The sequence below is a fragment of the Rhizobium sp. BK377 genome (assembly GCF_014193935.1).
Classification (GTDB): domain Bacteria; phylum Pseudomonadota; class Alphaproteobacteria; order Rhizobiales; family Rhizobiaceae; genus Rhizobium.
In genome coordinates this window covers 12,230-37,836 of record NZ_JACIAC010000013.1, presented here as the reverse complement: position 1 = coordinate 37,836, position 25,607 = coordinate 12,230, and the positions used below count along the sequence as shown (strand labels likewise).

The window sequence follows — 25,607 nt, the reverse complement described above, 5'->3', positions numbered from 1 at the left end:
GGTCGGATCGGGGGCTGCCGTCAGCGCCAGCGGAGATGCTGAGTGTCGCATTTCTAACTGGCTGGCGACGTCGCGCATCTAACCAGCTTTGACAAGTTGAAGTGTCCTGTTTCTGCAAAGTAAGAATGTCACTCTCCCCGGGTTCTGGGGACCTGGGAGGTTGCGGAGGGACTGATTGCGATGAGCGAGCGTCACCTGCAGCGGATTGAGATTTTGTCGAAGGTGATCGACGGCCGGATGACGATGGTGTCGGCGGCGCATGTGCTTGATCTGAGCGAGCGCCAGGTGCGCCGGCTGCTGGAGCGGATCAGCACTGGCGGTGCGGCGTCGATCCGGCACAAGGCGATCGGCCGGCCGTCGAACAACCGGATCAGTGACGGTGTGCGCGATTACGCGATGACACTGGTTCGCGAGCGTTATGCCGATTTCGGACCAACCTTGTCGCGCAAGCAGCGGCGGACGTTTCATCAGCCGCGGCTGCGACGCGAGGCTTATGGTGAATTGGTGCAGATCGATGGGTCGGAGCATCGCTGGTTCGAGGATCGCGGACCGCCTTGCTCGCTGCTGGTGTTCGTTGACGATGCGACGAGCAGGTTGATGCAGCTGCGCTTCGTGCGTTCCGAAAGTGCATTCACCTACTTCGAGGCACTGGCGCTCTACCTCAAGCGCCACGGCTCACCAATTGCCTTTTATTCCGACAAGCATTCTGTGTTTCGGGTGGCGAAGAAGGACGCCAAAGGTGGCCAGGGCATGACCCAGTTCGGGCGGGCGCTGTGCGAGCTAAACATCGAGATCCTTTGTGCAAATTCGAGCCAGGCCAAGGGCCGTGTCGAGCGGATGAATCGGACGCTGCAGGATCGGCTGGTCAAGGAATTACGGCTGGCTGGCATCGACAATATGGAGGCAGGCAATGGTTTTTTGCGGGCTTCGTGGAGGACTACAATGGGCGCTTTGCGATCGTCCCTGCCCGGTCCGAGGACTTGCATCGGCCGATGAACCTGGCGCCGGATCGGTTGGGCGAGATCCTGTGCAAGCGCGAGCAGCGCTATGTCGGATCGCAGTTGACGTTTTCGTTCGAACGCCAGCGGATCATGCTGGAGGAGACCGGTGACGCGCGGTCGAACGCGGACGCGTCTCCCATCGATGCGAGACCGCTCGGAAGCTCAACGCCCTGTAGCCATCCGCCGACGAGAAGAGCCTTAGTCCAACCACCAAGGTGCTTCCAGCAAGATTACAAGCAGGAGATCAACGCGATGTTTACCTGGTTCCATCCTGCGGGCAGCGGTTCGGGCCGGCGGATCTTTACGTCTTCCAACGCAAGACCTGCCACATTTTGCGCAAACACGCCCGGCAATCCCCCCGGATAGTCGAAAAGCCCGACGATCTTGCCGTCCTGTCCCCGAACCCAAGCGTTGCCGCGCCCCGACACGCCCTTCGGCGGTGCGAGATCAGCATTTGTCGGCCGCAAGTCGTACCGCTTTGCAGTGCCAAGCGGCCCTTCGTCCATTTTGATATTGATCCCGCGAAGAACGACATCTTCGATACCGCGCGGTTCCTCCGCAAAAAGATTGATCGCGCCGTGACTTCGCCCCGAGACGTTCTCGACGAGCACAGTCCGGATTGCTCCTGCGGGGCGCTCCGGACGGCGCGTGAGCTTGGTCATCGTGAACGGTTCACCGGAACCCCAGAACCCATCGGGCGTCTCGCTGCAATCGAGCTCTATGTCGCGGAAGACGACATCTTCAATCTTGCCGCCATCGCGCGAAAAGATGCCGAGACCACGGTTGGAATTCTCGATCCGGCAGCGCAGGAAGCGGACTTGAGATATGTCGCCGAAGCTCTCGGTGCCGATCTTGAGGGCACAGCTTTTGCTCTCGATCACGCTGTCGGAAATCTCGATCCGCTCGCAACGTCCAATTCCTCTGTCGCTCAAGCTCGTCTTAAGGCAAACACCGTCATCGGCGGTGCGAATGATGACTTCAGAAATCGTGACGTCGCTGCAACTATCGATAACGATCCCGTCCGTATTTGGGAGTTGGCGGTTATTGGAGACACGAAGCCCTCGAGCGACGATATCGCGGCAGCGCACGAGGTGGATCGTCCACATGGGCGAATCCGCAATATGAACGCCTTCCAAACGAACGTTCGTGCAATCCTCAAAAACGATCACACGCGGCCGTTCGGCTACCGGAGTGAAAGTTCCGACGCCCTCGTCGAAGCCAGTGTGGAAGGCATCGCCGCGTCCATCGATCGTGCCTTTGCCTGTGATGGTGATATTCGAGGCGTTCTGCGCGACGATATAGGCGCGATCCGAAGCCTCGGCGTATACGCTGACCGTATTTTCGGAATAGCACTCATAGTCAGCTACGAAGGTCAGGACTGCGCCTTCTTCGATATGCAAGGTGATATCGCTTCTCAGTCGGAGCGCACTCGCCGAGTGACGGCCCGGCCGAAGGAAGACCGTCCCGCCCCCTGCTAACGCGATCGTGTCGAGCGCCGTCTGGATAACGCCTTCCACGGCTTCAACGAATATTTCCATTCACATGCCTCCGCCTATTCCACCGGATTCATAGATGCGGCTCATTTATTCGTCAACAGGACGAACTAAATCTCGCCGCAGCGGATCTGTTGTGTTGACAGGCCGCTAAACTCGTATTTAATTCGTCATGGTTACGAACAAAGGCCTCAGGGAGTTCTATTGCAGGCCGTTCGTTTCGGATGTCAAAATGAATGACAAGCCAGAGAGGGAGCCCTATGAAAACGCTAAAGACAATCCTAATGACCGCCAGCGCTATGGCGATAACAATGTCGTTCGCCACAGCCTCGGAGCTCAAGCTCGTGTGGTATGTCGACAACGATCAGGAGGAAGCGGACACGCGCGCGCTGCTCGATCAGTACACGAAGCTGCATCCCGAAACGACGTTCGATCTGGAAATCACCCCTTACGACGGGATGATCCAGAAATTCCAGCAATATGCAGCCTCGGGGATCATGCCGGATCTATCCCTGACCTCCTCCATGGAGCCGGTTATTCGGCCCTTCCTGGCAGACCTCAGCAAGGAGATCGGACCGGAATGGATCAACGACTTCGTCAAGGGCTGGGCCGATGGAGCCAGGCTTGGCGACAAGGTCATTGCCGCCCCCCTGCGTGTCACCTCGACAGGGATCTTCCTGAACGCCGATGCCTTCAAAAAGGCAGGTGTTGCCATTCCGGACCAGGCGACCGGTTGGACATGGGAAGAGTTCATCCCGAAGGTCAAGGAGGCAGCAGAGAAATCCGGCACCCGCTATCCGCTGGTCTGGGACGTTTCTGCGAGCCGGTGGATCGTTCACGAATATCAATATGGCAACCACATCTACACCGAGAAGGAGCCCGTCAAGGTCGTGATGGACGAGGCGGCCTGGACGAGCACGCTCGACAAATTCATCGAAATCACCAAGGCTGCCATGCCGCCCGGCCTGTGGAGCGGCGCAAGTTCGGACAATCCGAAGGAACTTTTCACTGCAGGTCAGGCAGCGGCCTATATGTCCGGGAGCTGGCAGATTGCCGGGCTGGCGACCAATGCACAATTCGCTTGGCAAGCCGGACCGACGCCACGCGGGACGGTTGCTTCATCGATCTACGGCGGCGATTACATCGTTGCCTTCAACACAAGCCAGCACCTGCCGGAAGCCGTCGAATTCATAAAATGGATCACGTCCCCGGAGATCCAGGCGCAATACGCCAAGACCTTCGGCATGATCCCTGCCAACCTCAAGGCGCCGCCGGTCAAGTATGACAATCCGGCCGCAACGGCTGCAATCACTGCAATGCAGAACGAATTGAACGCCAGCCCGGCCTACGCGGCAACAGACCAGGCCTGGCCGCAGATGCAGTCGGTTTGGGGCACGGTGAAGTCAGCCGTTACGCAAGCCGTCGCCGGTCAGATTTCCTCAGCCGAGGCGATCGCGCAGATCAAGAAAGCTGCGGACGACTCGCTTGAGGCGAGCAAGTGACGGCACTGATCACACAACAAGGCAGTTCGGCACTGGGTCCCCACCCGGTGCCGAAGGGTCGCCGCAACAGCCTTTTCAATGTCAGTTGGCCGTATCTGCTCATGCTGCCGACAATCGCATTGCTTGTCACCTTTACGCTTTATCCGCTGGTGCAAGGCCTTCTGATGGCATTCTTCAAGCGGGGCGTTGTGGTGGTTCCACAAGTCCCAAGCACCCTGCCGCAATATGTGGGCTTTGATAATTTTTTAGGGCTTTTGAGCAATGCTGACTTCCAGACGTCTCTCGTCAAGACGGTTGTCTTCGTCGTTATCGCGGTGCCACTAAACATTATCGCCTCCTTGGCGCTGGCACTGCTTCTTTCGCCGCAGACGAAATTTTTCGCAATTGTCCGCACGATTGTCTTCTTCCCCTCTATGATCAGTCTTTTGATCATTGGCGTCTCGTGGCGCTGGCTTTTCGGCCTGAACAACGGTCTCGTGAATTATCTGCTGTCACTGGTGGGAATTGCTCCGGTTCCGTGGCTCGAACAAGATACCATGGCTCAGATTGCGATGATCATCGCATGGGTGTGGGCCCAAGCCGGCTTTAATATGATGATTTTCATCGCCGGCCTGACTGCGATCCCGGCGGACTACTACGAAGCCTCGTCCATCGACGGCACCACCAGATGGCGCCAGTTCACGCATATCACATTGCCGCTTCTCAGGCCGACGATGGCGGTAGTCCTGGTGCTGTCGTCGATCGAAGCCTTTAAGGTTTATGAACTCGTCGTGTCGTTGACCGGAGGAGGACCCGGCAAGGCTACCGTCTACCTGATCCAGACGATCTACGACACGGCATTTCAAAAGCCGATGCAGGCCGGCGTTGCCGCCGCCCAGTCGATGGTTCTCTTTGCAATTCTCTTGCTGCTGACGATCGTTCAGTTGCGCCTGTCTAGGAGCGAGAAATGACACGGATCTATTCGCCCTGGCGGCTCGCGTTCGTGGCCTTGGCGCTCTTCATCTTCCTGATGCCGCCGGTGTGGCTCTTCCTGTCGTCGCTGAAATCGCAACAGGAGATATTCCAGTGGCCGCCAACCATTTTTCCGGCCCATGTAACGCTGCAGAATTTCATCGAAACGGTATCGCGGGCAAAATTTCTGGTCTTTTTCCGCAATTCGGCAATCGTCTCCGTGCTATCGGCACTGCTGTCCGTCACCATCAGCGTCATGGCAGGTTATGCGCTTGCGAAATTCAGGTTTAAAGGCGACACGCTGTTTTTCCTGCTGATCATGTCATCGTTGATGGTGCCGTTGCAGATCGTCATGATCCCGGTCTTTCTGGTTCTGCGCGATCTCCACCTTCTTGATACGCTTGCGGGCATCATCATCGCTCCAGCCGCAACTCCGACAGGCGTATTCCTGATGCGGCAATACATCACGAACATTCCCGACAGCCTTTTGGAGGCAGCCCGGATTGACGGAACGCCGGAGTGGCGCATCTTGCTGAGGATCATCGTGCCGCTATCCATACCCGCGATCGGCACGCTTCTGGCTTTCAATCTCGTCTGGCGTTGGAACGATTATCTGTGGCCATTCCTGGTCATCACTGATCAGGACAAATGGACTGTGCAGGTTGCGCTCGCCAACACTGTCGGACGATTTGGCATCAACTGGCCAAGATTGCTGTCGATGTCAGTTCTCTCCGTCCTGCCAGTGCTCGTCATGTTCACGGCCCTGCAACGAATGCTGATGAGCGGCCTAATGGCCGGAGCGACCAAAGAGTAGCGAAAGCCGGTGCCAGTCAAATGAAAAGCCGCCTCGGGCGGCTTTTGCATTTGCTTCCTGGTCTGTAAAAGATTGCGACCATGTTCTGAGGACGTTTCAGGCAAGCGGCGGGCGCAGCTTGTCCTTGTGCGCGAGGGCGGCCATCGCCGGCATGCTGCTCCACCCCTGGAGCAGCGATCCACGCCCCCACGGCGGGGCAAAATATTCCACAGCGCCCACCCACCCTTCTTCCAGGCAGGTTTCCCACCAGCGCAGCAAGGGATATTCCGCGCCCGAAAGGTCATGGATCAGACGTTGTTCGGCATAAAGACCCGACAGGTAAGGCCAATCCGATCCGTTGTGGTAGCGGTATGCGAAGGCGGACTTCGAGCGGGTGTCTTTTGGCCGCTTGAAGGGCGGAAAGGCACACATGACACCCCAGTCCCCGTAGGGCTGACTGGCGTTGTTGCGGGTTTCCAGGAACGCCTCCACCTTCGCAAGGACCGTTCTTGCACGTTCTGCCGAAACGGCTCGGTATCGAAGCAGGGTGAGACTGTCGAGCGTCAGATGATCCTCGACGAAATCGTGTTTCTCCCCGTAGTCGGCGTAGGTTCCGCTGGCCTGGAGAAGGACGTCGTCGATCGATGCGCGAGCCTTTTTGGCGGTTGCGGCAGCCTTGGCGGCGATATTTTCGTCGATCGTCCCGCCGTAAGCGGCAATCACGTCGAGGGCACCGATCCATAAGCCGATGTCATAGGAAACGTAACCATGGCGAAAGACATTGTCGGCCCAATCACGATCATGGCGAGGCTTGACCGGCAAGCCGTTCCCTGCCCTATCCAAGTCGCAGTAGCGATCAAAGATGGCAATAACTTTATCCCAATGAACAGTCAGCGGGGAACTGTCCCCGGTCGTACGGACATAGTCGCCGATCGTCAGGATGAAGAACAACGGGCTGTCGAAGTGGTCACTCCACCAATCTCCCGGCCGAAGGTGCTCCTCTTTGATCTGCGGGTGCGATCTGCGAACCTTCTCCCATTCTTCGGCCTGTGCCGGCCCGGTCAGGATGACACCGCTCGGCGCCTCTCCATCGGGCTGGATGCCGCGCGCCAGCAGCTCGATCTGCGAGCGTACGGCATCGGGTTCACGCGCTAACAGCGCCTGAAGCGTCCAGTATCCGTCGCGATAATAGGTTCGTGCCGGTGCGCTGTAAGCCTGGCCTGCAGCAAGGCCGCCAAAATCGCCATGCTCGTTCTGACGAATGCTCGAAAGTGCGGCATGAAGGCTTTGCGAAATCATGCTGCGCATCAGCGGCGAAGCTTCCGGCATTTCATCGCAGCGCGCTACATAGGCGTTAGCTTCGGCCACTACCTCCTCTTGAGCGAGGTCGAGGCCCTTGGTGGCTTCGTCGCTCGACGCGCCAGCGCTGAGGAATATGCCGCCGGGTCTTTGCTCGACAATAACCACACCCCATCCGGTTCGGGCAATCCGTCGTTCACCCAGCCGCTCTACCGGTTGGCGTTTCGTGGTGCTTCCCCACCAAGCGCAACGACGCGAGGGTACGAGTGTCTGCAGTTTCGCTCCCTTCAAAAACAGCACCGGTGCCGACTGAGCCACATAAAGGCCGCCGCCGCTGGTTTCGACGCGGTTCGGGGCATACGTGAAAGGCCCACGCCAACCGCTGAAGGTCAGGTTCGCGATCTTGCCACAGCCCCAGACAGAAATTTCGATCTTGCCGTCCGGCCAGCAATCACCCTGCAGGCGTGGTGCCATGAATGGCAGCAGGACCGGCTTTTCCGATACGAGTTGTCCATCGGCAAGCGGGCTAAGGACACGCGGCTTCGTGCGTGGCTTCGTCATGAGCGAGCTCCTGTTCTTATGCGGCCTTCTGGCTGGAAAGTTCGTGCAAACCAAGCATCAAGGCACCGCGCATTCCTGCCTCCGGACCGAGAGAAGTCGGTTCAATCTGCACGGCAAACGGCAGCAGAGACGACATATGCTGCGAGACGAGCTCGATGAACTCCGGGCGCGAGCCGATGCCGCCTCCAAGTACCATCAATGCCGGATCGAATACTGCCTGAATGGACGCCAGGCCGACCGATGCGGACTTTGCGAGCGCCGCGATAGCAGCAGACGCCTCCGGGTCTCCTGAACCCGCCCTCAGAAAGATCTCACTCACCGGCACGGTTCCATCTCGATAGAGAGAGCGTATGGCCGGTGAATCGACTTGGTCCTCAAAGAGGCCGGCCCTTGCTTTCGGCGCGGCATCGTGCGGATCTGCGCCGAGCGGCAGAAGACCAAGTTCCCCCGCACGGCCGTGGTGACCGCGAAAAAGCCTGCCGTCGATAACGAGCCCCATGCCCACCCCAGTTCCGAAGGCGATGAAGGCCACGGAAGTGCAATCGCGGGCTCTTCCGAGCGTCGCCTCAGCAAACGCCGCCAGATTGACGTCGTTCTCGACGATCACGCCGCAGGGCAATCCGGCCTCAAGAAGCCCGGCAAGTGGCTGGTCCGCAGGGATTGCAAGATTCGGCGACAGCGAAGCAAGACCAGTAGAGGGCGAAACGGCGCTCGGTACGCCAACGACGGCCCTAAGGAGAGGACCCCGGTCGTGATGCCGCTCCGCTAGGGTCAAGATCATGCGCACAATTTGCTTGAGGACGGGAGCGCCTTCGCCGTGGGCGGTCGGCTCTTCCATCTTCGCCAAGAGTACGCCGTTAAGGTCGGATAGGCCGGCGAGCACCTTGGTGCCACCGAGATCAACGCCAGCAATGAGACCCGAAACGCTCGCGCGACGATTGTCAACCGCCGGCCGCAGATCTGGCGCGATAGTTGAAATATTTGACAAACGCAGCTCTTTTCTATATTTGTTCGGCAGGTTGACGAATTTATTATTGCCGGCCTTCCGGTCTGTCAACAACCAGTTTGAAATTGACGGGCATTCGTGGAAAAAGCAGAAGCAGACGAACAGCAAAATCCTAGATCGACCGGAATATTTGGCCCATGGCATTGACTGAAAACGCGCCCCCGATGCTGCGACAGATTTCGGTTCGCGCTGTCATGGATGTCTTGCTGCACACGGGTCCCACGTCCCGTGCCGAACTTTCCAAGATCACCGGTCTCTCGAAGCAGACGATGTCCGAGGTCATCAGGACGCTGGAAGAGGCTGGCTGGGTTCGCGAAAAAGGCGTTACGACCGGCCGCATCGGCCGCAGCGCCATTACCTATGAGGTGAACGGCACGGCCGGCTACGCCGTCGCCATCGACATGGGTGCCACGACAACGCGGATCGTGCTCGGCAATATCGTCGGCAGAATTGTGAATGAGATCGAATATCCCTCCGACCATCGCGGCGGCTATCATCAGCTCGAACAGATAGAAGCGGCGCTTGGGCGGATTCTTGCCGAAAGCGGTGTGGCGCGTGATTATGTTCTGGTAGCGTCCATCGCCACGCCCGGCGTGGTCGAACCGACGACCGGCGCGCTCTCAATGGCACCGAACCTTGTCGATCTTGCCGGCATCGATATTGTCAGAACACTTCGCGAAAGGCTCGGTTGTCCGGTTGTGCTTGAAAACGACGTCAACGCAGCCGTCATCGGCGAGTCCTGGCAGGGACGTGCAGTTGAGATCGATACCCTGGCCTTCATCTCGCTTGGAACAGGTATCGGTCTTGGCGTACTTCAAGGCGGCAAGTTGATGCGCGGCGCGAGTGGGGCAGCCGGCGAGATCTCCTACCTTCCGTTCGGGGCTGATCCCTATGCGGAGGACAGCTTGGAGCGCGGCGCACTCGAATGCGCCATCGCAGCGCAGGGAATTAGCGATTTCTATCACCGCTCGGGCGGTATAAAGGACACGTCCGTCCGAGATATTCTGAGGCTTGCAGAAAAGGAAGATCCGATCGCCGCAAACGTCATCCGCAAAGTCGCGGATATCGCAGCACTCCTGATCGTGTCCGTGAACGCGATCGTCGATCCGACCATCGTTGTCCTTGGAGGTAGCATTGGCTCCCATCCATTGATGGTCGAGCGGATTCGCGAAGGCATAGCCAAGGCAAGTCGGCGCAATATAAAGGTGGAAGCGAGCGCGCTTGGCAGCCGCGCAACGCTCATCGGGGCGCTTGCAATTGCCTTGACCCACCTTCACAACCTTCTCTTCTCACCGCAGGCCCTTCCAGAGCAACGGCGTTTGCCGCCGCCGCCTCGCTGATCCCGAACGTCTGGGACCAGGCTCGTCTTGCTGTCACAGCTCTTTCCAAATGAATGCGCCAGTGAAGCAGTTCTCCAATTGAACAACGCTGTCCTGAAAGCGATGGGGCGCGGCCCTTCCCCCAGCGCGACTTCGAGCCGAAAAGTCGGGAGTGAAAACGAGTCAGATTCTAAATTTCATGTTCGTCATCTTGACGAACTAATTCATACCTTCCAAACTGCGGCCCACGCGACGACAAATTTGTTCGAATTGGTTTAGAAGGAACTGGCGAATGGCTGGCTTAACATTAAACGATGTTCGAAAGAGTTTCGGTCATCATGCCATTCTCCACGGCGTCGATCTTGATGTCAGCGAGGGTGAATTTGTTGTCCTTGTCGGCCCATCCGGTTGCGGCAAGTCGACCCTTCTGCGCTTGATTGCCGGCCTCGAAAGCGTCACGAGCGGAAGCGTTGCTATCGGCGACAAGGATGTAACGCATGCCGCTCCAGGCGAGCGGGAGATTGCGATGGTGTTTCAGTCCTACGCCCTCTACCCGCATATGACCGTTGCGAGAAACCTGTCGTTCGGACTGGAAAATACCAAGTTGACGCGCACTGAAATTGACGCCCGGGTGCAGGAAGCAGCCCGGATGCTGGCCATTGAACCACTTCTTGACCGGCGTCCCAAGCAGTTGTCAGGAGGGCAGAGGCAACGCGTTGCGATCGGGCGAGCCATCGTTCGAAACCCGAAGCTCTTTCTTTTCGACGAACCGCTCTCCAACCTCGATGCTGCACTTCGGGTACAGACAAGAGGAGAAATCAGCCGCCTCCACAAGCGGCTGGGAGCGACCATGATCTACGTCACCCACGATCAGATCGAGGCGATGACGATGGCGGATCGCATCGTCGTACTCAATGCCGGCCGTGTCGAACAGATTGGCACGCCCCTGGAGCTTTTCGAAACTCCGGCGAACCGGTTCGTTGCGGGCTTCATCGGTTCTCCGCAGATGAATTTCTTCGAAGGCGAGTTACTTTCCTGCGGCCCAGGCGGGATAGCCGTGCAGGTGCCGGGATTCGGTGCGCTCAACCTGCCGCTGGAGGCTGCGGATGCCAAGGTCGGCCAGGCGGTCACACTCGGTATCCGTCCCAGTCATTTCGGTTTGGCGCGTGATCGGGTTCACGACGGTTTTCGCGTTCGTTTTCAGGTCGACTATGCTGAAAGCATCGGAACGGAAACCTATGTTTACGGCACGGTCGAATCCTGCGAAACCGCCGCGGTCGTCCATCTTCCCGATCATGTGGCGATCGCAGACGGAGCAATTCTCGAACTTGTCGTGGAGCCGCATCGTGTCTACGTTTTCGACACGCATTCGGGTGCGGCATTCACGAGACTGAAAGCCGACACTCCGATCGCCACACCAGCATAACGCCTCTATTCCGTTTCGCTTGAGGATTGCGCGGGTGTACCGTTGATCCCACGACGCTGGTCTGCGCGATGATGCCTGCAGGAGTCACATCGGGGAGCGGCATTGGAAGGGCACCCCGCGGCGGGCGCTGGAGCGCCGTGTCCGTTCGGACACACGGGCGCTCTAACTCTTTGAAGGCATCAGACTACCCGAAGATCGACGCCGATTTTCGGCTCGATGCTGCCAGGACTGCACATTTCATGAAGCCGCAGGAGCAACCCCGCAAGGAGCGAGGGCTCAAGCAGCCTTGGAGATATCGTCTCTGCAGCATTTCTGCGAGGAATGGTATCGGCTATTCCAGGGTCGCATGACACCACCTGTCTTAACCTGCGCAAAAGATGCGGCTAGGCCTACGACCATTGCACACAGAGCTCGCGCCCTTCATGATGCGCTCCTCCTCGGCAGACACGGACAGCTATGCGCATTTTTCTCGTTCGACACGGCGAATCTCTCGGCAACATCACCGAGAGCGCCTACCGGCAGTTCGGCGATCACAATGTTCCGCTGACGGAATGGGGTTATCGACAAGCGCTGGCAGCCGGGCGAGCCATCGCGTCCTATCTGGCAACGCTGCCTGTCGTTGCGCCGAAAGCGACCATCTGGCATTCGCCATATTTGCGAACGCGTCAGACCAAGGACGCGATCGTCGAGGCCTCGCCTGCAGACGCGATCGGTGATGTGCGTGAGGATTATCTGTTGCGGGAGCAAGATTTTGGTCTGTTTACCGAGATTTACGACCGGGCCGAGCAGCGGCGGAAATTTCCGGAAGAGTTTGAGAAATGGGCGCGGCTTCGCAATAACAGCGGCAAATTCTATGCCCGTCCGCCTGATGGAGAGAGCCGTGCAGATGTTGCCCAGCGGGTGCGGCTGTTTCTGCAGACAGTCATGCATGACATCGGCAGTGGCAACGACACTGCGATCATCGTCGGCCACGGCGTCACCAACCGTGCCTTCGAGATGACTTTCCTACATCACAGCGTCGAATGGTTCGAGCGCTCCGACAATCCGGGCAATGCCGATGTAACGCTAATCCACGGCACGCATGCGGAAGGCTATCGCTCGACGCTTCTGCACAAGGCCGACGACCGCGACCCATCCGCTGCGACGGAAATGCGCTGCGCTCATGGTTCGGCACTGACGATCACACCGAAGTCTCGCGTCTAAGGCTTATCGCCCAAAAGTGCGCAGCGGTTTTCACAAATGATATGCTGAACACAAAGACTTATGGCGCAGCATCTGATGCGCGGCACGCTTTTTGGTGCCACCCTCAATACGAGGCCAGCAAGTTCTGTCCGAAGTCGGGTTCAACGCCCAGGATCGGTGCAACGCGACTGATGATGTCATGCACCATCGGAGCGGCAGTATTCGTCGCGAAAGTAAGCCCATGCTGCCCGGTCAGCGGTTCGTCGATGAAGGACAGCACGACATATTTCGGTGCATCGATCGGGAAGGCCGCCAGATAGGCGTTGAAACTGAGAGTGTGCGAATAATGGCCGTTCACGACCTTGTTTGCCGTGCCCGTCTTGCCGCCGACATGGAAGCCCGGCACGTCGGCCGTGCGCCCCGAGCCCTGCTCGCCATTCAGCTTGAAGAGATAGCGGATCGTATCACTGGTGCTTTTCTTGACGATCTGTTGTTCGGTTTTCGCCGCCTCTTCGGCCGAGCGCGGCAGGAAGGTTGGCTCTATGAGCTCGCCGCCATCGACCAGAGCGGCACCGGCGACGGCTGTCTGCAGCGGCGTGGTTGCGACGCCGTGGCCGAAGGAGATCGTGATCGAATTGATCTTCTTCCAAACCTTCGGCTGTGTCGGCGTTTTCACCTCCGGCAGCTCGGTCTGCATTTTGGTTAAGAGGCCAAAGCGTGTCAGATAGTCCTTCTGACGATCCATGCCGACCAAATCCATCATCCTTGCCGTGCCGATATTGGAGGAATAACGGAAGATTTCCGGAATTGTCAGCCAGCGGCGCGGCACGTCACGGTCGTCATGGATGGTGAAGCCGCCGTAATGCAACGGCCCGGTCGCGTCAAAACTGTCGGAGAGTTTCACCGTGCCGCTGTCGAGTGCCAATGCCATCGAGAAAGTCTTGAAGGTGGAGCCCATTTCGAAGGTACCGTTCGACATGCGGTTCAGCCAGCCTTCGCTGCCGGTCGCCTGCGGGTCGTTCGGATCAAAATCGGGAGCGGACGCCATGGCGAGCACTTCGCCGGTATGGATGTCGAGAATAACGGCGCCAGCAGCCTTGCCCTTGTAGGTTGTGATCGCGTCGGTGACGACGTCATGAACGACATTCTGCGCGCGGATGTCGATCGACAGCTTCACCGGCTCCAGGTTTTCACGCACTGCCAGTCCGGTCGATTCCAGATCCGAAAGGCCCTGCATATCGAGATATTTCTCCATGCCGGCCATGCCCTTGTTATCGATATCGACATAGCCGAGAATGTGGGCCGCCGTGCGCCCGCCAGGATAGAAGCGCTTTACCTCGGGACGGAAGCCGATGGCAGGAAGGCCAAGAGCCAAAACCTCGCTTTGCTGCTTCGGCGTCAACTGGCGACGCAGCCAGGTGAATTGCGAACGCTTGTCCGAGAGCTTCTGATAGAGTGCCTTCCGGTCGAGTTCCGGGAAGAGCTGGGTCAACTTCTCAACTGCTTCATCGACATCGACCATATGACTCGGTTCGGCAAACATCGATACCGTGCGGATATCAGTTGCCAGAAGTTCGCCATTGCGATCGAGAATGTCGGGCCGGGAAGCCATGATCGGATTGGGCGGAATGCTCGATGTCGTCATGTTGGCGGCAAGGCCGTAATAGATCAGCTTGCCGAACATTCCGGCGTAGACGATGCCTAGGACGCCTGCGAGGGTGACGATGCGGCTTCTCGCCTGACGTGCCGTTCCGGCGGTCCTACGAGCGGCCCGCATGAAGGGGGCGGATTCGAAGGTGAGCCTTACCAGTCGACCGCTTCTGACGCTGATACTATGAATGATCGACATTGCCACACACCGCGAACAGAACGCACCAGCGCATAACCCAGCCATCAGCATCGGCTCTCACGTGGGCCTGCGGATTTAAAGCCCTACAGGGCGGAACGTATTCTCGCGACGCTGGTAGAACGTTTAAACTTCCTTCCATCTGCGACCTGGATGATTAACAAGATCTTATCGGACCGTGTGCATTTTGTCGCAGCGGCTCCGGCCCGACCACTGCAGAATTTAAAACGATTTTAAAATGGCCACCTCGAAAGCTAATCGATTTTAATTTTATAGTTAAAATTTTCTTGTTGCAGCGCAAAAGAATTCGAGCGTAAATCTCTCCAAAGGTCGAATTTGCTCCTCGGAGGAACGCATATGACTGTGACATTTCCGCTGACCGAAAAGCGCAATGCTGAGGAGTTGCTCAAGCATCTAATCCAGCACAACCTCTCCTATCCGGGAAACTGTGCCGTTTCGCTCAAGGCTCACGTGGCCCTTGTCACCTCTTCCCTTACGTTCGCGCTCAGCACCGCACGGACGGCTTGGTAGTGATCCGCAACCGGCTTTGATTTTTTGGACGACCGCTATCGGCCTCAGTCATTCGCACCCGGGAAGATCTGGTTGGAACGCGGTTTGGCGAGACAGGAAGCGGACTGCGCTCCCGTTTTTGATCATTGCCGAGTACGAGTTCCAAAATAGGCGCATAGTCACTGGCCGTAGTGCCGCGTGCGGGTGTAGCGCCGTCCTCGCAGAGTAACGATCAGAGCAACACTCCCTGGGACATCAGAAACTCGACCTCAACCTTTTGGGAGACGGGAGGAGTTTTATGTTGTCGCAGATGAAAAATCTGATTTACTGGCACCACGCTGCTTGGCTTTGAGGGGGATATGGCCGATGGTGTGGACCCGCAGGGATATTCTGCTTGGTGGATTGGCGTTACTTGGCGCAGGCGCAGTACAAAAGCCGGCTTTTGGCCAGGCGGCTTCCTATTTTGCCGGCACCGCCGTCGACAATGGCGTGACGTTCAGGGCGACGAATTTCGCCAAGATCGAGAAGCAATGGCACCGTCAAGTTGTCAAGTATTTCAGCAGCGAGCCGATCGGCACCGTTGTTGTCGATACACGGCATCATTTTCTCTATTTGATCATGGAGAACAAGACGGCCATTCGCTACGGCGTCGGCGTCGGCCGCGAGGGTTTCAAATGGTTTGGCCGCGCCACGATCGATAGCAAATCGCTGTGGCCGCGCTGGACGCCGCCGCCGGAGATGCGCAAGCGGCATCCCGAACTGCCCGAATTCGTGGCGGGAGGCTCACCGAAGAATCCGCTCGGCCCCCGAGCCATGTATCTTTTGCGTGACGGCGTCGATACCGGCTATCGCTTCCATGGCACTTTGGAACCATGGAGCATCGGCAAGGATGCCTCCAGTGGCTGCATCCGGATGTTCAACGAAGACGCCATCGATCTTTACCAGCGTTGTCCAATCGGCACCGCGGTGCAGGTTCTGCCGCATATTGCCGACCAGGCGCCCGCCGCCGAAGTCAGCCAGGCCACCCCGGTCGAATGAGGAAACCACTCTGATGTCTGTGTTGACCGCATATGCGAGGCGCCTTGCCGCCTCGGCCATGCTCCTGGCGCTCACCGCCTGCACCACTACCGATATTGCTTCCGTAGAGGAGCCTACAGCAGCACCGCTGACCGGCCAGACCAATGATCCCGCGCCTGGTTTCGAGAACGTCAAGGCTGGCAGCGAAGAGGATTTCATTCTCAGTGTCGGCCGACGGATCTACTTCACGCAAGATTCCGCCAAGCTCGATACCGTCGCCATGACAACGCTGGACAATCAGGCTGCCTGGCTGAACAGGAACCCGGCCTGGCTGATCAAGCTGCAGGGATTTGCCGATGATTCCGGTTCGGAGTCGAAAATGAAGACCCTGTCGCAGCAGCGCGCCGATGCCGTCATGGCCTATCTTGTCTCGAAGGGCGTCGACGCCAGACGCATGTGGGCCAAGGGTTACGGTGCGGACCGCGAAGTTCGCGACTGCACGCAACGTTCCTGCAAAGTGCAGAACAGGCGTGTCGTCGCCAATTTGCGCACGGAGCGCGATGCAACCTGATTGCAATTTCCTGGCTTATGACGTCAACCCGTGGGAGGCTTAACCCCTCCGCATCCAACGGCCATTCGTGAGCCGAGGAAATGTCGGCGCTCGATTTGGGTTGAAGCCCCCTACCCCGTCTCATCAATAGTGATGAAGCCAAGCATCCGGCCTTCATCTTCCTCAAGGCTCCGCCAGGCTGCACACTGGTAATGCGGCCGCGGACCCGGCGTTCGGCGCGCGCGCAGCGTCTAAGACATTGAACCTGTATCCGTTTAAGGATGCTTTGCAGGCTGGACATGTACATGAAGCTTTCGTACCGCGTTCCTCGCATGTTCCTTCGTGCGACGTTTGCCGCCAGTGCACTCGTCCTTCTCACCGGTATTGCGTCGCCAGCTCTCGCCGACGGCACGCCCTTTGCTCCGCAAACGAAAATCCGCCTGACGGTTGTCCAATGGATGCCATCCAAGGGTGAGTTTGAGCGATGGGATGCGATCGGCGGCGAATACACAATTTCGAATGAGGGCGCAGTCTCCCTGCCCTTTCTGGGATCGCTGTCCGTTGGAAATCTCGACAATGCCGGCCTCACCCGGGAAATCGCCAAACGCCTGCAGGAAAAGATGGGTTTGGCCCAGATACCTGCGGTCACCATCGACGTTCTCGACTACCCGTCCATTTACGTCGTGGGAGACGTAACCACGCCGGGGGAATACAAGTTCCGGTCTGGCCTCAGCGTCCTGCAATCCCTGGCTATGAGCGGCGGCCCGCTGCGGCCGGCGGCACGGCAGCGATCGCAGACGATCACGCTTGCCGGAGACCTGCGGGAAATAGAGCATTCACTGCTGCGCAGCTCCGCAAAGCTCGCGCGGCTTCAAGCGGAGATGGCCGGAGCGAAGGAGATAACCTTCGAGCGGCCGCCCGCCGCCGACCAGCAATATGCGGCCAGTATCTATGACGAGGAGAGGGTCATATTTCAGGCTCGCGCAAGTGCGCTGGAAAGGCAGTCGACGGCGCTCGTCGAATTGCGCGATCTCCTGAAGGCGGAAATCGATGCGCTTGAGGAGAAGCTGAAAGGCTCGGATGACAATATCCAGTCCGTGGAGGAACAGCTGGTCAGCGTCAAGACGCTGGTCGAAAAAGGCCTCACGATCACCTCGCGCCAGATGGATCTGGAGCGGTTGCTCAACACCTATCGGTCTGACAAGCTGGATCTTGTCACAGCTATCATGCGAGGGCGTCAAGCGATCAACGAGACGACGCGCAATCTCGAGGGACTTTCCGACACGCGCCGGAATGAAGTCGCTTCCGAAGTACAGTCGGAGAAGGCCAATCTCGATCAACTGAGATTAAAGCGCGACACGACGCAACAACTGCTTCTCGAAGAACTCGCCAGCAGCGGCAACGTGAATGAACGCGGTGAAGAACTTCCGCTGACCTTCACCGTAAGCCGGCGCGACAACGGACAGGTTGCAGAATTCCAGGCCTCCGAAACGACGGAACTGGCGCCAGGTGACGTGGTCAGAGTAACCCAGAACCGCATTGCGGATACGCCCTCCGAAGACGCTGCTGCGCTGCCTGTTCAGACAGAGGCGCATATGAGTCAGGTGAGCCGGTGAGGCGCGAAACGCACGTTCCGCAGCCAGGCTTTCTGCGGACGGTTGAGCATTATCATTGGATAAATGGCTAGGGGCACCTGATGACTTTGCGCATGACCCCACCCAGCAGCCAGACTTACACTCAAATCCTCAAATCGACGATGCTGATGGGCGGCTCCTCGCTCGTGAACGTCGCACTCAGCATTATCAGAAACAAGGCCATGGCCGTTCTGCTCGGGCCCGAAGGTGTCGGGCTCATGGGCCTTTACGGATCAATCCTCGACATCGCGCAAGCGATTGCCGGGCTCGGTGTGGGAAGCAGCGGCGTGCGCCAGATTGCCGAAGCTGCGGGCACCGATGACGCAGAAAGGATCGCGCGATCGGCGACAGTGCTCAGACGCCTATCGATGGTGCTCGCATTGCTTGGTGCGCTCCTGCTCGCCGCGCTGGCATTCCCAGTCTCGAATTTCACCTTCGGCGACTACCAGCATGCAAGTGGCATTGCATTGCTGTCGCTGGCAATCTTCTGTCGACTGGTTTCTGCGGGGCAGACTGCGTTGATCCAGGGCCTGCGGGGCATTGCAGATCTTGCCCGCATCAATGTGCTTGCCGGGCTTTTCGGCACAGCGGTCAGCATCCCGCTGATTTATCTGTTTGGCATGCAGGCGATCGCACCGTCCCTTGTGGTGATCGCGGCTGCCTCGATCCTTCCGAGCTGGTGGTACAGCCGGCGGATCTGCCCGCATCCTTCGCCAATGCCCGCGCGCCAGTTCGGCCGGGAAGTGTCGGCACTGCTCAGGCTCGGCTTCGTCTTCATGGCAAGCGGGCTTCTGACCTTCGGTGCAGCCTATGCCATCCGGCTCATCGTGCTAAAGGAGGGGGGCGTCATGGCGGCGGGATTGTATCAGGCAGCCTGGGGCCTTGGCGGCCTCTACGCCGGCTTCATCCTGCAGGCGATGGGAACGGATTTCTATCCGCGCCTGACCGCAGCAGCGGACAACAATGCCGAATGCAATCGCCTGGCCAACGAACAGGCGGAAATCAGCATGCTGCTTGCCGGTCCCGGCCTGCTCGCCACGCTGACCCTGGCGCCGCTCATGATGAGCTTATTCTATTCCGCAGAGTTTCACGGGGCAGTAGATCTCTTACGCTGGATCTGCCTTGGAATGATGCTCCGGATTATCTCGTGGCCAATGGGCTTCATTGTCGTCGCGAAGCGCACTCAGGCGATTTTCTTCTGGACGGAGGTAGCGGCAGCAGTCGTGCATGTGGGGCTCGCCTGGCTCTTCGTATCGCTGCTCGGCACGCCAGGAGCCGGCATGGCGTTTTTCGGTCTCTATGTCTGGCACAGCATCCTGGTCTACGTGATCGTGCGGCGTCTGACCGGCTTTCGCTGGTCGTCCGCCAATCATAGACACGCGCTGCTTTTCCTGCCCGCATCGGCACTGGTATTCCTGACCTTCGCGGTCCTGCCACTCTGGCCGGCGACGGCAATTGGCTTCGTTGCCGTAGCAGTCTGCGGGCTCTATTCGCTGCGTATGCTGATCGAGCTGCTTCCGCCGGAATCCGTGCCTTCCATCGTCCGTGGATGGATTGCGAAATCCGCATAACGAACAATGCGCGCATCGCCCGATGCGCGCATTGTTTTTTGGATGCGAATATTTTTGCCGAGCGAATAGTCTAATCAGGCGAGAGCAACGTCCACGATGCGTTGTACGCCCGAGGGTTCGATAGCAACCACCGAAAGGGCTTCGCGAAGCGCCTCAACAACCCGTTCGGTATCGGCTACCGTCATCTGGGCATAGAGCGGGAGGATGATCGTGTGCTGCTGCGCTAACACACTTTGCAGCAGGCTCGTGGCAGCGCGGTGGGAGCTCTTGTCGGAGTAGGCTCCCTCCAGATGAATGTTCATCACCCCGCGCCGCGTCGAGATCCCCTGATCGAGCAGGATCTGCATGACGGCGCGCTGGTCGACGGTATCGGGCAGTCTCACACAAAAACTCTGCCAATTGCTGCGAGCCCAACGCGGTTCGGCCGGCAAAGATAATCCGGGTATCGTGGACAGGCGTTCGCAATACTGCTCGGCGAGCAGCCTGCGCTGCGCAATCAGCTCCGGCAGCCGCCGCAACTGCTCGCGTCCAACAGCGGCCTGAAGGTCAGTCATACGGTAGTTATAACCCAGTTCGTCATAGTCTTCGAAAATAACCTGTTTCGAGCCGTGACGGACAGTATCCGTGATGCTCATGCCATGCTGGCGCCACAGCCGGAACTTCCGGTCATATTCGGGATTAGCGGTGGTCAACATGCCGCCATCACCCGTCGTGACGACCTTCCGGGGATGGAAGGAGAAGCAGGCAATGTCGCCATGCGCTTTGCCGATCTTTTCCCAGCGTCCATCCCAGAGGATTTCGCTCCCCGTCGCGCAGGCCGCATCTTCGATAACCGGTATCTGATGGCGCCTGCCGATCTCCACGATCGAGCGGAGATCGCAAGGCATGCCGAGCTGATGCACGCAGAGAATTGCCTTGGTGCGGGGTGTGATTGCCGCTTCGATCAGGCTGGCATCGATATTGTAGCCGTCCGCCTCGATGTCGACAAAAACAGGCACCCCATCGCAGTAGCGAACGGCATTCGCGGTTGCGATGAACGAATGGCTGACCGTGATGACTTCATCGCCGGCACTGACACCGACAGCCATCAAAGCAAGATGCAGCGCAGTCGTGCAGTTGGAGACGGCGCAGGCATGCGCCGCACCGACAAAGGCGGCAAATTCGCTCTCGAAAGCGGCGACCTCCGGCCCCTGCGTCACCCATCCTGACAGAATAACGCGGCGTGCGGCCTCGGCCTCCTCCTCTCCAAGAACAGGCTTGGCGACCGGAATTGTCGATGGTGACGGGCTCATGCAGCTTGACCTCCTGCCGCAGCAGTCTTCAGCTGCCACCAGGCCACAAGGTCGCGGAGCCCCTGTTCCATCGATATTTCCGCTTTGAATCCCAGGAGTTTCTCGGCCTTGGTGATATCTGCAAGGCGCCGGGTCACGCCATTGACCGCACGAGCCTCTTTGTGTTGCGGTTCCAGTGATACCCCCATGATGCTGCTCAGCATCTGCGCGAGTTCCAGGAGGCTTATTTCCCTGCCGCTCGCGACATTGAACACTTCGTCCGTGACATCGCTCTTCGCAGCCAACAGGTTTGCCCGCGCAATATCGCGTGCATCGACGAAGTCCATCGTCTGACTCCCGTCTCCATAGACGACGGGCGGCATTCCGGCGGCAAGACGCTCCATCCAGCGGATCAGCACTTCGGTATAGGCGCCGTAAACGTCCATTCGCGGCCCGTAGACGTTGAAATAGCGAAGCGCCACATAGCGCAGGCCGTACATGTCAGCGAAGCTGCGCAGCAGCCCCTCGTTGAATGTCTTCGCCGCACCGTAGATCGTCCTGTTATTATAGGGATGATGCGCTTCAGTGGTTGGAAAGCTCTCGGCCAAACCCAGCACAGAGGCCGAGGAAGCAGCGACGACCTTCGACACACCTGCCTTGACGGCTGCTTCGAGGACATTGAACGTGCCCTCGGCCAAAACGTCGAAAGCGAGCCGCGGATCTTCCGCGCATTGCGTGATACGGATGGCCGCCTGATGGAAGACGATGTCGACGCCCTCGAAGGTCTTTGCGAGGAGCGCTCTGTCGCGGATATCTCCCTCGACGATGTTAACGGCTCCGCCGGCTATTGCCGTGCTGAGATTGTCCCGGCGTCCACGCACGAAGTTGTCGAGGATGATGATCTCGCGCGGCTTTTCCAATGCGACGAGATCGGCAATATGCGACCCGATCAGGCCGGCTCCACCGGTAATGAGCACTCGTTGATTTCTCACGATCTTCCTCCACGCGATATATCCAGCACAGGATCGGCTTCCTCGCGCCAGCGTATGAACTTCGCCGGCACACCGGCGACGACCGAAAACGGTTCGACATTGGAGACGACGACTGCGCCTGCTCCGACGATTGCCCCCTTCCCTACGCTGACGCCGGGAAGAATTGTCGCGTTCGTGCCGATATCGGCCCATGCGCCGATGCGGACCGGCTTGATTTCCAGATCCGTGCGGATGATCGGCACATCGACCGGCAGTGCCGTATGGGCCGAGCCAAGCACCTTGGCGCCTGGCCCCCAGCCGACAGAATCCTCGATCACGAGGTCGCGCGCGTCGAAATAGGCCATCGGGCCGATCCAGACATTGTCGCCGATCACGCAAGTGCCGTCGAAGCGCCCTTGGATATAGGCCTGGGCGCCGATGAACACGCCATTGCCGATTTCGAAAGTCTCCGGATGTTTGAAACCGGCCCCGCCCGCGACCTGCAATCCTCCACCGCAACTGCGCACGAGCGCCTGCCAGATGGCTTTCCGCATCAGGGTGTCGACGACACCGTCGCCCATTGCAAAGCGACCGTAGAGTTCGATAAGGCCAGCGCGTCCATAAGATTGCTTGAGTTCTTCGGCCAGCCCGGCCTGGTAGGCAGGGTCCGCCGGCCTTTCGTGACGGCCATGGACCGCCTGCACGATGCGAGCCTCACCTGCATGACTAGCTGACATAGGCGTATTCCAGCGTAGCGGCCACCTGATCGACGTGCCACGCGGGCATCTCCGGATAGATCGGCAGCGAGAGGACCTCACGTGCCGCGGCTTCCGAGACGGGGAAATCACCGGGTTGGCAACCAAGGTCGGCATGGGCCTTCTGCAGATGAACGGGGATCGGATAGTGCAGTCCGGACTGAATGCCTTCCGCAGTAAGCACGCGCTGAAGCGCATCGCGATCGCGGCTTCTGATGGCATAGACGTGGTAGACGTGGCGCCGCTCTGCTGCCTCGACAGGCGTCTTCAAATGCCCTGCTCCCGCAAGCAGCGAGGTGTAGCGCCGGCCATGCATCCGACGTGCTTCTGTCCAATCTTCGAGATGCCGAAGCTTGATGCGAAGGATAGCGCCTTGAATGGCGTCCATGCGGTAGTTGAAGCCCTTCAGCAGATGGTGATAGCGCTGCTCCTGACCCCAGTCGCGCAGCATGCGCATCGTCTTGGCATGATCGTCGCTGTTCGTCACGACGATACCTCCCTCACCGCAGGCGCCGAGATTTTTGCCCGGATAGAAGCTGAAGCAGCCCGATGCACCGATGCTGCCGGCACGAGCGCCCTTGTAGCGAGCGCCATGCGCCTGGCAAGCGTCCTCGATGACCGGTATCCGGTAATGGTCGGCGACCGCCTTGATCGCGTCCATATCGGCCATCTGGCCGTAGAGGTGGACAGGAATAATGGCCTTCGTCCGGGACGTAATCTTCGCCTCAAGCTGGGCCGCATCCATTGTGAGCGTCGCGGGTTCGACATCGACGAATATAGGTCGTGCGCCTGCGTAGCAGATCGCCGACACCGTCGCGACAAAGGTGAATGGCACGGTGATGACTTCATCGCCGGGGCCGACGCCCGCCGCAAGAAGGGACAGATGCAAAGCACTCGTCCCGGTATTGACGGCGATCGCATGCTTGACGTTGCAATAGTCAGCGAACTCCTGCTCGAGACGGACAACCTCCTCGCCCAGTATATATTGCCCTGAGGCGAGCACGCCGAGCACTGCCGCGTCGATTTCGCTTTTGATCGACTGATACTGTGCTTTGAGGTCCAGGAAGGGGATCATGCAATGCGCCTCGCCTCTTCGAGTTCGATGACACGACCGCGCTGGGCGAGCGACCGGCTTGCGGCTTCAAGAATGCGAACGACACGCAGCCCGGCGTGGCCGTCCGTAATCGGCCGCGAATTCTGCTCGATGCACTCGACGAACTGATCCAGTTCACGCTTCAATGCTTCGGTCATATCGAGCTTGGGTGCCCACATGTCGCCACTGCGGTAGCCGACCATCATCTGATGCAATTTCTCGCCATAGGCCTGAGAGTTCGGGTTCAGCGTGATGCCCTTGTCGTAGACTTTGATTTTCTCGCTGGGCTCCAGATCGTCGTAGACGACCATCTTGTTGCTGCCGCCGATGAGCGTGCGGCGCACCTTGACAGGTGCCAGCCAGTTGACGTGGATATGCGCGATAAGCTTGCTTTCGAAGAAGAGTGTCAGATAGGCGATGTTTTCCGGCTCACCGAGAACATGGCTCATGCCCGTCGCCGAAACCGCCACCGGCCTTTCCTGTACGACATGGTCCAGGATAGACAAATCGTGCACCGCGAGATCCCAGATGACGCTGACATCATGCTGGAAAAGCCCCAGATTGACCCGAACCGAGTCGTAATAATACATGTCGCCCAAGCCGCTCTCGACCAGTTCGCGCATTTTGCGGACGGCGCCGGTGTGGACGAAAGTATGATCCACGGCCAGCACGAGGCGTCGGCGCGCGGCCTCTTCGACCATCCGCGAGGCTTCCTCCGTCGTCGATGCCATCGGCTTTTCGACGAAGACATGCTTTCCGGCCATCATAGCCTGCATGGCGAGCTTGAAATGGGTGAAGACCGGCGTCGCGATAGCGATGGCATCAACTCTCGGATCGCGCAGGACTTCCTCGAAATCATCGGTGATCGTCACTGCGGGGTAGCGGCTTTTAACTGCCGCCAGCCGTTCGACATTGAGATCACAGACTGAAATGAGCTGCGCGCCTGCCGCTTCCGATATGTTGCGAACCAGATTCGGACCCCAATAACCATATCCAACAACCGCAATGCCGATCATCGCATTCCTCCCAACGCCTGCATGTTGACTGACCGGTCGTGAACGCGACCGATAATCCTAGCCGGAACGCCGGCAACGATGGCGCCCGCAGGCACATCCTTCGTTACAACCGCCCCCGCTCCGACCTGCGCGGCCTCTCCGATGGTTACGCCAGGCAGAATGGTGGCATTGCTGCCGATCGACGCGTGGCGCTTGACCAGCGTGGGGAGAACGATCCAGTCTGCTTCGGTCTGCAGCCTGCCATCGGCATTGACGGCGCGCGGGTAGGTGTCATTGGTGAACATGACCCCATGACCGATAAAAACGCCGTCTTCCAGCGTCACGCCTTCGCAGATGAAGGAATGGCTGGAGATTTTGCAGTCCTTCCCGACGAGGACGTTTTTCTGGATTTCAACGAAAGTGCCGATGCGCGTTCCCGCGCCGATCGTGCAGCCATAGAGATTTACAAGATCTCGATGATGGATGATGCTGCTATCATCCAGCTTTACGTTTGATGCAATCATACGCCTGCACCCCTTACGCTCTCAACACACCCTGATTCCTAGATGAACCGTCAATCAGATGATTGCGCCCAAGATTTCATCTCGGAAAACAAATATTTCTTTCCAATCAAAGAGAATTGTTTTCGTCATTGGAGTAAAGAAACAAAACGTCTAAGCGCATCCGCCTAAAGACGTATCTACCTATGACGATGTACGCCGATGTTCATAGCCAACAATCAACATTGGTGGTGGAATAGGCTTCGGGCTGCCCCAATCGTGCGTGGAGGGCGCGCATTATTTTCATGCATTTAGCAATCGGGTCCGTAACCGAAGAACAACGCAATCAATCATTCCGCGG

20 protein-coding genes and 1 pseudogene are annotated in these 25,607 nt (G+C 58.4%); 11 read left to right on the top strand and 10 right to left on the bottom strand.

Features of this window, described 5'->3' with window-relative positions; all coding sequences use genetic code 11:
• Window positions 1-180 precede the first annotated feature (180 nt).
• Window positions 181-1,106: pseudogene (locus FHT92_RS28840) on the top strand (ISNCY family transposase); the annotation flags it as partial.
• A gap of 125 nt (window positions 1,107-1,231) precedes the next feature.
• On the opposite strand, the gene FHT92_RS28835 reads toward FHT92_RS28840, so the two are convergent.
• Window positions 1,232-2,539, bottom strand: coding sequence for a glycoside hydrolase family 28 protein (locus FHT92_RS28835; protein ID WP_183831582.1), 1,308 nt, complete (start codon window positions 2,537-2,539; stop codon window positions 1,232-1,234).
• Window positions 2,540-2,805: 266 nt separating this feature from the next.
• On the opposite strand from FHT92_RS28835, the gene FHT92_RS28830 reads away from it, so the two are divergent.
• The 3 genes from FHT92_RS28830 to FHT92_RS28820 are packed head-to-tail and all read left to right on the top strand — an operon-like array spanning window position 2,806 to window position 5,761.
• Window positions 2,806-3,996 (top strand): ABC transporter substrate-binding protein, encoded by a 1,191-nt coding sequence (locus tag FHT92_RS28830; protein ID WP_246735591.1) that lies wholly within the window; start codon window positions 2,806-2,808, stop codon window positions 3,994-3,996.
• The gene (locus tag FHT92_RS28825) at window positions 3,993-4,946 is read left to right on the top strand and encodes a carbohydrate ABC transporter permease (RefSeq protein ID WP_183831578.1); all 954 of its coding nucleotides are present in this window, start codon (window positions 3,993-3,995) and stop codon (window positions 4,944-4,946) included. The genes FHT92_RS28830 and FHT92_RS28825 overlap by 4 nt, the downstream gene beginning before the upstream one ends.
• On the top strand, window positions 4,943-5,761 hold the full coding sequence (locus tag FHT92_RS28820) for a carbohydrate ABC transporter permease (protein WP_183831576.1): 819 nt from the start codon (window positions 4,943-4,945) through the stop codon (window positions 5,759-5,761). The genes FHT92_RS28825 and FHT92_RS28820 overlap by 4 nt, the downstream gene beginning before the upstream one ends.
• Window positions 5,762-5,857: 96 nt before the next feature.
• On the opposite strand, the gene FHT92_RS28815 is transcribed toward FHT92_RS28820, so the two are convergent.
• Together FHT92_RS28815 and FHT92_RS28810 are read right to left on the bottom strand one after the other, a co-directional pair.
• A complete protein-coding gene (locus FHT92_RS28815) occupies window positions 5,858-7,600 on the bottom strand; it encodes a GH116 family glycosyl hydrolase (protein WP_183831574.1) in 1,743 nt (580 codons plus the stop codon).
• A gap of 16 nt (window positions 7,601-7,616) precedes the next feature.
• Entirely contained in the window at window positions 7,617-8,588 is a 972-nt protein-coding gene (locus tag FHT92_RS28810) for an ROK family protein (protein ID WP_246735590.1), read from the bottom strand.
• A 155-nt stretch (window positions 8,589-8,743) separates the two neighbouring features.
• On the opposite strand from FHT92_RS28810, the gene FHT92_RS28805 reads away from it, so the two are divergent.
• The 3 genes from FHT92_RS28805 to FHT92_RS28795 all read left to right on the top strand — a co-directional run bounded on the left by FHT92_RS28805 (window position 8,744) and on the right by FHT92_RS28795 (window position 12,554).
• The gene (locus FHT92_RS28805; protein ID WP_183743187.1) at window positions 8,744-9,946 is read left to right on the top strand and encodes an ROK family transcriptional regulator; all 1,203 of its coding nucleotides are present in this window, start codon (window positions 8,744-8,746) and stop codon (window positions 9,944-9,946) included.
• A 271-nt stretch (window positions 9,947-10,217) separates the two neighbouring features.
• Complete coding sequence (locus FHT92_RS28800; RefSeq protein WP_183831570.1) at window positions 10,218-11,351, top strand: ABC transporter ATP-binding protein; 1,134 nt, start codon at window positions 10,218-10,220, stop codon at window positions 11,349-11,351.
• Between the two features lie 456 nt (window positions 11,352-11,807).
• The gene (locus tag FHT92_RS28795) at window positions 11,808-12,554 is read left to right on the top strand and encodes a histidine phosphatase family protein (protein ID WP_183831569.1); all 747 of its coding nucleotides are present in this window, start codon (window positions 11,808-11,810) and stop codon (window positions 12,552-12,554) included.
• Between the two features lie 103 nt (window positions 12,555-12,657).
• Here FHT92_RS28795 and FHT92_RS28790 read toward each other — a convergent pair whose 3' ends face one another.
• Complete coding sequence (locus FHT92_RS28790) at window positions 12,658-14,382, bottom strand: penicillin-binding protein 2 (RefSeq protein ID WP_183743193.1); 1,725 nt, start codon at window positions 14,380-14,382, stop codon at window positions 12,658-12,660.
• 873 nt (window positions 14,383-15,255) lie between these two features.
• Here FHT92_RS28790 and FHT92_RS28785 point away from each other — a divergent pair.
• From FHT92_RS28785 to FHT92_RS28770, 4 genes are all read left to right on the top strand, one after another.
• The gene (locus tag FHT92_RS28785; protein WP_183743195.1) at window positions 15,256-15,927 is read left to right on the top strand and encodes a L,D-transpeptidase; all 672 of its coding nucleotides are present in this window, start codon (window positions 15,256-15,258) and stop codon (window positions 15,925-15,927) included.
• 13 nt (window positions 15,928-15,940) lie between these two features.
• Entirely contained in the window at window positions 15,941-16,477 is a 537-nt protein-coding gene (locus tag FHT92_RS28780; protein WP_183743197.1) for an OmpA family protein, read from the top strand.
• 284 nt (window positions 16,478-16,761) lie between these two features.
• Window positions 16,762-18,072, top strand: coding sequence for a polysaccharide biosynthesis/export family protein (locus tag FHT92_RS28775; RefSeq protein ID WP_183831567.1), 1,311 nt, complete (start codon window positions 16,762-16,764; stop codon window positions 18,070-18,072).
• An 80-nt stretch (window positions 18,073-18,152) separates the two neighbouring features.
• Window positions 18,153-19,661 (top strand): O-antigen translocase, encoded by a 1,509-nt coding sequence (locus FHT92_RS28770; RefSeq protein ID WP_183831565.1) that lies wholly within the window; start codon window positions 18,153-18,155, stop codon window positions 19,659-19,661.
• Window positions 19,662-19,735: 74 nt separating this feature from the next.
• On the opposite strand, the gene FHT92_RS28765 is transcribed toward FHT92_RS28770, so the two are convergent.
• From FHT92_RS28765 to FHT92_RS28740, 6 genes are read right to left on the bottom strand one after another with little or no spacing between them, the layout of a single operon-like run.
• A complete protein-coding gene (locus tag FHT92_RS28765; RefSeq protein ID WP_183831564.1) occupies window positions 19,736-20,953 on the bottom strand; it encodes a DegT/DnrJ/EryC1/StrS aminotransferase family protein in 1,218 nt (405 codons plus the stop codon).
• Window positions 20,950-21,924, bottom strand: a complete 975-nt coding sequence (locus FHT92_RS28760; RefSeq protein ID WP_183743205.1) for an NAD-dependent epimerase/dehydratase family protein — start codon at window positions 21,922-21,924, stop codon at window positions 20,950-20,952. Before FHT92_RS28760 ends, FHT92_RS28765 begins: the two co-directional genes overlap by 4 nt.
• Entirely contained in the window at window positions 21,921-22,640 is a 720-nt protein-coding gene (locus FHT92_RS28755; protein ID WP_183743207.1) for an acyltransferase, read from the bottom strand. Before FHT92_RS28755 ends, FHT92_RS28760 begins: the two co-directional genes overlap by 4 nt.
• Window positions 22,630-23,733 carry a DegT/DnrJ/EryC1/StrS family aminotransferase gene (locus FHT92_RS28750; RefSeq protein ID WP_183831562.1) on the bottom strand — a complete coding sequence of 368 codons (1,104 nt, stop codon included), beginning with the start codon at window positions 23,731-23,733 and terminating at the stop codon, window positions 22,630-22,632. Before FHT92_RS28750 ends, FHT92_RS28755 begins: the two co-directional genes overlap by 11 nt.
• Window positions 23,730-24,767 carry a Gfo/Idh/MocA family protein gene (locus FHT92_RS28745; protein WP_183831559.1) on the bottom strand — a complete coding sequence of 346 codons (1,038 nt, stop codon included), beginning with the start codon at window positions 24,765-24,767 and terminating at the stop codon, window positions 23,730-23,732. The genes FHT92_RS28750 and FHT92_RS28745 overlap by 4 nt, the downstream gene beginning before the upstream one ends.
• Window positions 24,764-25,270: an acyltransferase gene (locus FHT92_RS28740; protein ID WP_183743213.1), complete on the bottom strand. Its 507-nt coding sequence runs from the start codon at window positions 25,268-25,270 to the stop codon at window positions 24,764-24,766. Before FHT92_RS28740 ends, FHT92_RS28745 begins: the two co-directional genes overlap by 4 nt.
• Between the last annotated feature and the right edge of the window lie 337 nt (window positions 25,271-25,607).